The 9,002-nt window shown below is 62.2% G+C and carries 8 protein-coding genes; 7 read left to right on the forward strand and 1 reads right to left on the reverse strand.

Features of this window, described 5'->3' with window-relative positions; all coding sequences use genetic code 11:
• Positions 1 to 73 precede the first annotated feature (73 nt).
• The gene (locus B7G66_RS09400; protein ID WP_003617864.1) at positions 74 to 1,648 is read left to right on the forward strand and encodes a 2-isopropylmalate synthase; all 1,575 of its coding nucleotides are present in this window, start codon (positions 74 to 76) and stop codon (positions 1,646 to 1,648) included.
• A 195-nt stretch (positions 1,649 to 1,843) separates the two neighbouring features.
• Here B7G66_RS09400 and B7G66_RS09405 read toward each other — a convergent pair whose 3' ends face one another.
• A complete protein-coding gene (locus tag B7G66_RS09405) occupies positions 1,844 to 2,338 on the reverse strand; it encodes a hypothetical protein (protein WP_003617865.1) in 495 nt (164 codons plus the stop codon).
• A 302-nt stretch (positions 2,339 to 2,640) separates the two neighbouring features.
• On the opposite strand from B7G66_RS09405, the gene B7G66_RS09410 reads away from it, so the two are divergent.
• From B7G66_RS09410 to B7G66_RS09435, 6 genes are all read left to right on the forward strand, one after another.
• Complete coding sequence (locus B7G66_RS09410) at positions 2,641 to 3,687, forward strand: rod shape-determining protein (RefSeq protein ID WP_003617867.1); 1,047 nt, start codon at positions 2,641 to 2,643, stop codon at positions 3,685 to 3,687.
• A gap of 146 nt (positions 3,688 to 3,833) precedes the next feature.
• Entirely contained in the window at positions 3,834 to 4,733 is a 900-nt protein-coding gene (gene mreC, locus B7G66_RS09415) for a rod shape-determining protein MreC (protein ID WP_040511490.1), read from the forward strand.
• A gap of 12 nt (positions 4,734 to 4,745) precedes the next feature.
• The gene (locus tag B7G66_RS09420; RefSeq protein ID WP_003617871.1) at positions 4,746 to 5,312 is read left to right on the forward strand and encodes a hypothetical protein; all 567 of its coding nucleotides are present in this window, start codon (positions 4,746 to 4,748) and stop codon (positions 5,310 to 5,312) included.
• A gap of 45 nt (positions 5,313 to 5,357) precedes the next feature.
• Positions 5,358 to 7,283, forward strand: a complete 1,926-nt coding sequence (gene mrdA / locus B7G66_RS09425) for a penicillin-binding protein 2 (RefSeq protein WP_040510452.1) — start codon at positions 5,358 to 5,360, stop codon at positions 7,281 to 7,283.
• A gap of 75 nt (positions 7,284 to 7,358) precedes the next feature.
• Positions 7,359 to 8,513 (forward strand): rod shape-determining protein RodA, encoded by a 1,155-nt coding sequence (gene rodA / locus B7G66_RS09430; protein ID WP_048859137.1) that lies wholly within the window; start codon positions 7,359 to 7,361, stop codon positions 8,511 to 8,513.
• Complete coding sequence (locus B7G66_RS09435; protein WP_003617873.1) at positions 8,510 to 8,902, forward strand: DUF3293 domain-containing protein; 393 nt, start codon at positions 8,510 to 8,512, stop codon at positions 8,900 to 8,902. Before rodA ends, B7G66_RS09435 begins: the two co-directional genes overlap by 4 nt.
• Positions 8,903 to 9,002: the final 100 nt, after the last annotated feature.

Genomic DNA, 9,002 nt, shown 5'->3' on the forward strand with positions numbered 1-9,002 from the left:
ATGACGCATTCCCGCCCGGCATGGCCCGGTGTGGAATGCCGGTCCCACATCCGGATATGTCCGAGGTATTTCAATGACCATCAACCATCCGTCCTTTGGGCGCATCGACGAAAACCGTGTCATCATTTTCGACACGACCCTGCGTGACGGGGAACAGTCGCCCGGTTTTTCCATGAACATGGCTGAAAAGCTGCGGATGGCCGAGGCGCTGGGCGATCTGGGCGTCGATGTGATCGAGGCGGGCTTTCCCGTCGCGTCAAAGGGCGATTTCGACAGCGTGGCGCAGATCGCGCGCACCGTGAAGACAGCGGTTGTCTGTGCGCTGGCCCGCAGTGGCGGCAAGAATGACATCGCAAGCGCGGGCGAGGCGATCCGCGAGGCGAAACGCGGGCGCATCCACAACTTCATCTCTACTTCCCCGCTGCACATGAAATACAAGCTGCGCATGGAGCCGGAGACCGTTCTGGAGGTCATCAAGGCAGGCAACATGGCCGCGCGCCAGTTCACCGATGACGTCGAATGGTCGGCGGAGGACGGGTCACGCACCGATCCCGACTTCCTGTGCCGTTGTGTGGAGGCGGCGATCAAGGCCGGGGCCACGACGATCAACATTCCCGACACGGTGGGATATTCCACGCCGGAAGACATGGCGCGCATCTTTGCCGATCTGCGCGCGCGCGTGCCGGGGGCGGACGGGGTCATTTTCTCCACCCACAATCATAACGATCTCGGCCTTGGGGTGGCGAACACGGTCGCGGCCCTGCGCGCGGGCGCGCGGCAGATCGAATGCACGATCAACGGCATTGGCGAACGCGCGGGCAATGCCGCGCTGGAGGAAATCGTCATGGTCCTGCGCACGCGCCATGACGTCCTGCCCTATACCACCGGTATCCAGACCGAAAAACTGCTGAAGATGTCGCGCATGCTGTCCACCATCACCGGGTTCGATGTGCAGCCGAACAAGGCGATCGTCGGGCGCAATGCCTTCGCCCATGAAAGTGGCATCCATCAGGACGGTATCCTCAAGAACGCCGCAACCTATGAGATCATGACGCCCGAAAGCGTTGGCTGGACGCGTTCGTCACTGGTGCTGGGCAAGCATTCGGGGCGCGCGGCCTTCCGCGACAAGCTGAAGGCGATGGGGTACGACGCGCTGGATGAGGCGCAGTTCAATGATGCGTTCAACCGTTTCAAGGATCTGGCCGACCGCAAGAAGGTCATTTATGACGAGGACCTGGTCGCGCTGGTCGATGACGAAGTCCGCGATCATGCCCGCATCCGCTTTGTCGCGCTGGACATATCCGCGGGGTCGCGCCGCCCGGCGCAGGCCGAACTGACGCTGGAGGTCGATGGCAAGGAAGAACATGCGACCGTCGCGGGGCAGGGGCCGGTCGATGCGGCGTTCAATGCCATTCGTGCCATCGTCGCCCATGATGCGACGCTGCAACTCTATTCCGTTGGCGCGGTGACGGAGGGTAGCGACGCGCAGGCCCGCACCACCGTGCGGCTGGAGGAAGGTGGCAAGATGGTGGACGGGCAGGGGGCGGATGCCGATACCCTGGTGTCGGCCGTGCGCGCCTATGTCCATGCGCTGAACAAGCTGCTGGTCAAGCGTGACCGTGCGGAGCCTGCCGAACTGACGGCCTGATTGGGCGGTTCCCCCTGATTTCGAGATTTTGCAAAACGACAGACGGTCCCCGGTGTCCGCATTGTCCCGAACGGGCGGGGCCTCTCGAAGCCGCCCGATGAAAAACCCGGTGAAAATCGTTTTCCTGTAGATAAAACAAAGGGCTTTGCCATTGCGGCAAAGCCCTTTTTCATATTCCACGCGGAAGGGGGAGGCTTACTGCTGGTAATATCCGCCCTGTTGCGAATATCCGCTCTGGGGATAGGCCGATCCCTGAGGATAGGCCCCGGGGGGATAGGTTTCCTGCTGCGGATATCCTTCCTGCGGATAGCCCTGCGAATAGGACGGCGTGGCGTAGCCATAACCGGATGGACGTGCCCCGGGGCAGTTCTGGGGCGAGTATCCGGGGGGCAGCACGGTCCCGTTGGGACAGATATAGCTTGGCGGCCCGCCAGAGGAACGGGGCCTGCGCGGGGTGGTCGCGGCACCCACGGCCGCGCCGCCCCCCGCCCCGGCCAGCGCACCGATCGCGGCACCTTCGCCCCCACCGGCCAGCGCGCCGATCGCCGCGCCGCCCCCTGCGCCGATCAGCCCGCCGGCCAGCGCACGCTGACCGGGATCATAATTGTCGGTGCATGCGGCCATCGTCATGCAGGATATGGCAAGGGTCGCGATGGCAAGGGGCCGATGCAGTAAATCGTGAAGGGTCATTCTCTTCAATCTCTTGGGCAGGGGCGGCGGAACTGCCGCATCCGGCAGGTTGTCATATTGTAGTGTGCGTCGCACAGGATAAGGATGTCTTGCGTGATAAAATTTGGGCATTTTGTAACAAAGCGCCTTGGCGTCCAGAAATTAACGAATTAAAACCATGTCTCCTCTTGCTCCCATCCGTCAGCACCGGTAAGTCCTCGACCTGATCCAGATTTTTCGACAGGCGACAGGCGCGTCATGGCCGTGTCGCCGGGTTGAAGCTGTGGAATGGGTCATGGCTGGTTTGTTGTCGGGAGTTTTGGATGTTTGCTCGTGTGCTGGGTCTGCTGTCCGCTGATATGGCGATTGACCTCGGCACGGCCAATACACTGGTTTATGTCAAGGGGCGCGGCGTCGTCCTGAATGAACCTTCGGTCGTTGCCCTGGCCGAGGTACGGGGCAAGAAACAGGTTCTGGCCGTTGGGGAGGAAGCCAAGCTGATGGTTGGCCGTACCCCTGGCAATATTACGGCCATCCGCCCGCTGCGCGATGGCGTCATCGCCGATTTTGAAGTTGCGGAAGAAATGATCAAGCATTTCATTCGCAAGGTACATAATCGACGCATGTTTGCCAGCCCGCTGATTATCGTATGTGTCCCGTCGGGGTCAACCGCGGTGGAACGCCGCGCGATTCAGGAAAGCGCCGAAAGCGCGGGCGCGCGCAAGGTCTTTTTGATCGAGGAACCGATGGCCGCCGCGATCGGTGCGGGCCTGCCTGTGACCGAACCATCGGGCAGCATGATCGTCGATATCGGCGGCGGCACGACCGAGGTTGCGGTCATCTCGCTCGGGGGGATCGTCTATGCCCGCTCCGTCCGGGTGGGCGGCGACAAGATGGACGAGGCGATCATCTCCTACATCCGGCGCAACCATAACCTGCTGATCGGTGAAAGTTCGGCAGAGCAGATCAAGATCGGCCTTGGGTCCGCCATTCCCCCCGATGACCCGGATGATGCCGGGCCGTGGCGGGAGGTCAAGGGGCGTGACCTGATCAATGGCGTGCCGCGCGAAGTCGTGGTGTCGCAGGCACAGATCGCCGAAAGCCTGGCCGAACCGGTCAGCCAGATCCTTGATGCGGTGACAACGGCGCTGGAAAACACGCCGCCCGAACTGGCCGCTGATATCGTGGACAAGGGCATTGTCCTGACGGGTGGCGGCGCGCTGCTATATCGCCTTGACGAGGTGCTGCGCCGTGCGACGGGCCTGCCGGTGACGGTGGCCGAAGACGCGCTGTCATGTGTTGCGATGGGCACCGGCCGCGCGCTTGAGGAAATGAAGCGGTTGCGCAATGTGCTGACAAGCATGTACTGACGATGACCTGCGCCACGCCGCCGATGGTGTGCGGTGGCAGGGCACAAGATGAAATGAGGGGAAAGCAGGACGATGGGGGGCCGGCTTTCAGGCACGTTCGATAGGTCCGGCCAATGCGTGGGCAGGGGGGCGACAGGATCATGGTGATGCCGGTTTCCATCCAGTCCCGTCAGGCGATGGGCAAGCTTGTCCTGCCATTCCTTATCCTTGTCGCCTGTGGTGTCATCCTGCTTGGCAAGGCGGACCGTCCCCTGATCGAACATATGCGCATGCAGGTGGCCGACATGCTGGCCCCGGCCTATGGGCTTGTGGCATGGCCACAGGCCCGCCTGCGTGAGCTGTCGGGTAATCTGCAGGACATCCGCAATCTGGAGGCGGAAAATATCCGTCTGCGCACCGAAAATGCCAATTTGCAGCACTGGTACGATGTGGCTGCCGCGCTGGCGGATGAAAATGCGACGCTGAAGGCCAACCTGCACTGGATTCCTGACGAGGCCCCGTCCTATGTCACCGGGCGTGTGGTGCGCGACACCAGCGGGCTGTATGCGCGCGCGGTGCTGCTGTCCATCAATCCAGATACCAATGTGCGCAAGGACGGTATCGCCCTTGATGGCGCGGGCCTTGCGGGGCGTGTGACGGAGGTGGGCAAGCGTTCGGCGCGCGTGCTGCTGATTACTGATTCCTCCAGCCGCCTGCCCGTCACGCTGGAATCCAGCCATGCGGCGGCGATCATGGCGGGGGATAATTCAGGCACCCCGAAAATCATCTATTACCCGCAGGACAATATGCCGGTGGAAGGGGAACGCGTCGTGACCAACGGCGAAATTGAATCCCTGCCTGCCGGCCTTCCGGTCGGGCATGTCCATTACCTGCGTCCGGGCACACCGGTGGTGATCCCCGCCGCCGGTCTGGAACACCTCGATATCCTGCGGATATTCAACTATGCCGATGCGGTGGTGCCGCCTGATGCGCCGGGGCGCATACCGTTGCCCACCCTTGGGCGGACGATGACCCTTCCGCCGCAGTTCCAGCCAAAGCGGGGATGAAGGGGTGCATGTATGAAACCGCTTTCCCCACCATCGCTGAAGCCGGAAATCCAGCCACGTTCCGGGTTGGCCCATGGCACGGACCTGTTGATGCGGCATTGCCTGCCGTGCCTGTTCGTGCTGCTGGTGACGCTGGTGCTGTCGGCGCCGCTCAATATCCCGGCGCAGGCGGAACTGATGCCTGCCATCGTGCAGGTGTCGGTTTTCCTGTGGTCGGTGTTCCGCCCGTCGCTGATGCCATCGGTGGCGGTGTTCGGGCTGGGGATGTGCGTCGATCTGCTGAGTTTCGAGCCACCGGGCGTCATGCTGCTTATCATGCTGGTGGTGCATGGGGTGGGGCTGTCGGGGCGTTACGTCCTGGCGCGGCTGAACGTTTTTGTGTTGTGGCTGGTGTTTGGCATTGTCATGGTGTTCGCGACCGCGCTTCAATGGGTATTATGCTCGGCCCTTGCGCTGCATCTTGTGGAAACGCTGCCGTTCATGTTCGAATGCATCTTGGCATTTGGCAGCTTTCCGGTGCTTTATGTCATATTCGTCTGGACTTACCACTTTATCGTCAACGACGCGAATCGCGCCTGAACAGGGCTATGGATCAGACGTCTTCCGATCTGCCCGGATGGGTGAATGAAGTTTCGCACTAAGAAAACAGGTACGCGATTGATGACCCGCCCGGAGGAAGGCAAGAATCCTTCCCGGGGTGTTTTCACGCGTCGCGCATTGCTGCTGATGGCGGCGCAGGGGGCGGTGCTGGGCACGCTGGCGCAACGCCTGTATGGCCTGCAGGTTCGTGATGGCAGCCATTATGCACGGCTGGCGGAAAATAATCGGTTAAGCAAACGCTTTTTTGCGCCGCCGCGTGGGCGCATCACGGATCGTTTCGGCATTGCTGTCGCGGCGAACAAGGTGAACTGGCGCGCGCTGTTGCTGGCGGAAGAGACGAATGACCTGCCCGGCACGCTGGAGCGTTTTTCCCAGCTTGTCCCGCTGGAGCCCCGCGACACCGCGCGGATCGAGCGTGAATTGCGGCATAAGCGACGCTTCATCCCCATCATGCTGCGCGATTTCCTGTCATGGGATGACATGGCGCGGCTGGAACTCAACATGCCTTCGCTGCCGGGCGTGCTGATTGATGTGGGCACCACGCGCGTCTATCCCTTTGGCCCGCTTCTGGCGCATGTGGTGGGGTATGTGGCTCCGCCGTCGGAAAAGGACGTGGCGGGGGATGCCGAACTTGCGCTGCCGGGCATGCGCGTCGGGCGTTCAGGGATCGAGCAGACACAGGATCAGGGCCTGCGCGGGCAGGTCGGTTCGGTGGAGATGGAGGTCAATGCCGTTGGCCGCATCATGGCCGAACTGGACCGTGACGAGGGGCGGCCGGGGAACGAGATCGCCTTGACCCTCGACAGCGGGCTGCAACAGCAGGTGCTGGGTCGGATCGCGGATCAGTCCGCAAGCGCGGTGGTCATGGACTGCCGCAATGGCGAAGTGCTGGCCATGGTCAGCAATCCCTCCTTTGATCCGTCCCTGTTCGATAGTGGCGTCAGCCAGGCGCAGTGGGTCGAATGGACGAACAACAGCCAGACCCCCCTGATTAACAAGGCGGTGTCGGGCCTGTATCCGCCCGGTTCCACGTTCAAGCCTGCGGTGGCGATGGCGGCGCTGCGTGCGGGCACGCTGTCGCCAACCGACCGGATCAACTGCCCTGGCTATATTGATGTCGGCGGTACGCGTTTTCACTGCTGGTCGCGCTATGGGCATGGGTCACTGACGCTGAAACAGGGGCTCAAATTCTCCTGCGACGTGTTTTTCTATGAGGTTGCGCGTCGCACGGGCATGGACCCGATTGCGATGACATCGCATCAGTTCGGGCTTGGTGCGCCACTCGACATTGAATTGCCGCATGTGCGTCAGGGGCTGATCCCGACCCCGCAATGGCGGCGCGCGCATGGCCATCACTGGAACGGGGGCGACACCATCGTCAGCGGCATCGGGCAGGGCTTCATGCAGGTCACGCCACTCCAGCTTGCCACCTATGCCTCGCGCATTGCCAGTGGACGCGACGTGCAGCCGCATCTGGTGCGCGCGGTTGGCGGCAGGCTTGGCGACATGGCGGGGCTGGACCATGCCGGGCCGATGGCGAACATGCCCGATCATTTCCTAAACGCGATCCGCGAGGGCATGTATGCCGTCGTGAATGAGGAAAGCGGCACCGCGCCCAAGGCGCGTCTGGCCATTCCGGGCGTGCAGATGGCGGGTAAAACGGGTTCGGCGCAGGTGCGCCGTGTTTCGCGCGCCATGCGTGAAAGCGGTCATTTCAATTCCGCCAACCTGCCGTGGGAATATCGCCCCCATGCCCTGTTCATCTGCTTTGCCCCCTATGACGCACCGCGTTATGCGGCGGCGGTGGTGGTGGAACATGGCAATGCAGGGGCGGAGGTCGCGGCCCCGCTGGCGCGTGACATCATGACCGATACGCTGATGCGCGATCCGGTCAACCACAAGGAATCGCCGGGCCAGGAAGTGGCGCAGGCGGACGTGGATCAGGGATAACGGTCGCGCCATTGGCGTGGGGCGGCCCATCGCATACGTTATCGCGACGGCCATGGCTGCCGTCGGGGGACTGACATGAACTTCCAAAAACGCCTGCTGCGGGCGGAACCCAATTTCCAGATCCTTGCCAAGCTGTGGCAGGTCAACTGGATTTATGTCGTGCTGATCTGCCTGCTGGCGGCAGTGGGGTATGGGGCGTTGTACTCCGCGGGTGGCGGGACATCACGCCCGTTTGCCGAACCGCAGACGATCCGTTTCTGCTTCGGGCTGGTGATGATGCTGGGGGTCGCGTTGATGAGCCCGGCGGTGCTGGTCCGTCTGGCATGGCCGCTTTATGGCGTATCGCTGCTGCTGCTTGTTGCGGTGCTGCGTATGGGGCATGTGGGCAAGGGGGCGGAGCGATGGTTGATGATCGGGGGATTGCAGGTCCAGCCCTCGGAACTGGCGAAGATTGCGCTGGTGCTGGTGCTGGCAAGCTGGTTTCACAAGATCAGTTACCGTGACATTGGCAATCCGCTTTATCTGTTACCACCCGCGCTGCTTGTGCTGGTGCCGGTGGGGCTGGTGCTGAAGGAGCCAAATCTTGGCACCGCGGTCATTATCGCCACCGTGGGGGCCAGCCTGTTCTTTGCCGCAGGGATGCGCCTGTGGCAGATCGCGTTGCTGGCCGCGCCGCTGCCGTTCCTGACCAGGATTGCCTACAGCCACCTTCATGATTACCAGAAGGCGCGGGTCATCACCTTCCTGCATCCTGAGAATGACCCGCTGGGGGCGGGTTACAACATTATCCAGTCGAAGATCGCGCTGGGGTCGGGGGGGATGTGGGGGCAGGGATACCTGCATGGCACACAGGGGCAGCTTAACTTCCTGCCGGAAAAACAGACCGACTTCATCTTCACCATGATTGCGGAGGAATGGGGGTATGTCGGTGGGGCGGCGGTGATCGGGCTGCTGCTGGTGATGATCCTGGGCGGAATGCTGATCGCGATCCGCAGCCGCAACCAGTTCGGGCGGCTGCTCGGGTTGGGGATCAGCATGAACTTTTTTCTTTATTGCGCGGTTAACCTGTCCATGGTGATGGGGGCAATCCCGGTGGGGGGCGTGCCCCTGCCGCTGATTTCCTATGGCGGGTCGGCCATGCTGATGGTGATGTTTGGGTTCGGGCTGCTGCTGTCTGCGTGGGTGCATCGCAATTCCACCTTTGGCGAAACGACGGATGGGGATGCATGAGCGGCATCCTGCCCCCGTCTGTTGCCACCTGCCGGTCCTATCGCCTCAGTACCTATCATGCCGCCTCCCTGCCGGTTGTCCGGGTGGGACAACGTCCCGACGATGCGGGCCTGCCCCGGCGGGGGACCGTCGTGATGCTGAGTGCGTGCAATCCGGGTGGGCGTCGGCGGACGGATGGATGGAATACCCGCATGATGGCGCGTCTGGCCCATGATTTGCGCCATGTGCCCCATTACCCCGGCGAAGGGCGACTGGGCCGATGGTCCGAACCGCTCTATGCGGTGAAAATGGGCCTTGCCCCGGCATTGCGCCTTGCCCGGCGATATCGGCAGAATGCGGTGGTGGTGGTGCGGCGTGGGCAGGCGGCGCGTCTTGTATATCTGGCGTAGTGACGCCCGGAGAGTCTTGGAAAACAACTCCTTGATAAAAACGAAAAGTTTTTGGGTGCCGCCTTTTTTCAAAAATGCGGCGTCTTCTGAAGCTTTTTGG

Source organism: Novacetimonas hansenii JCM 7643 (assembly GCF_000964405.1).
Classification (GTDB): Bacteria; Pseudomonadota; Alphaproteobacteria; order Acetobacterales; family Acetobacteraceae; genus Novacetimonas; species Novacetimonas hansenii.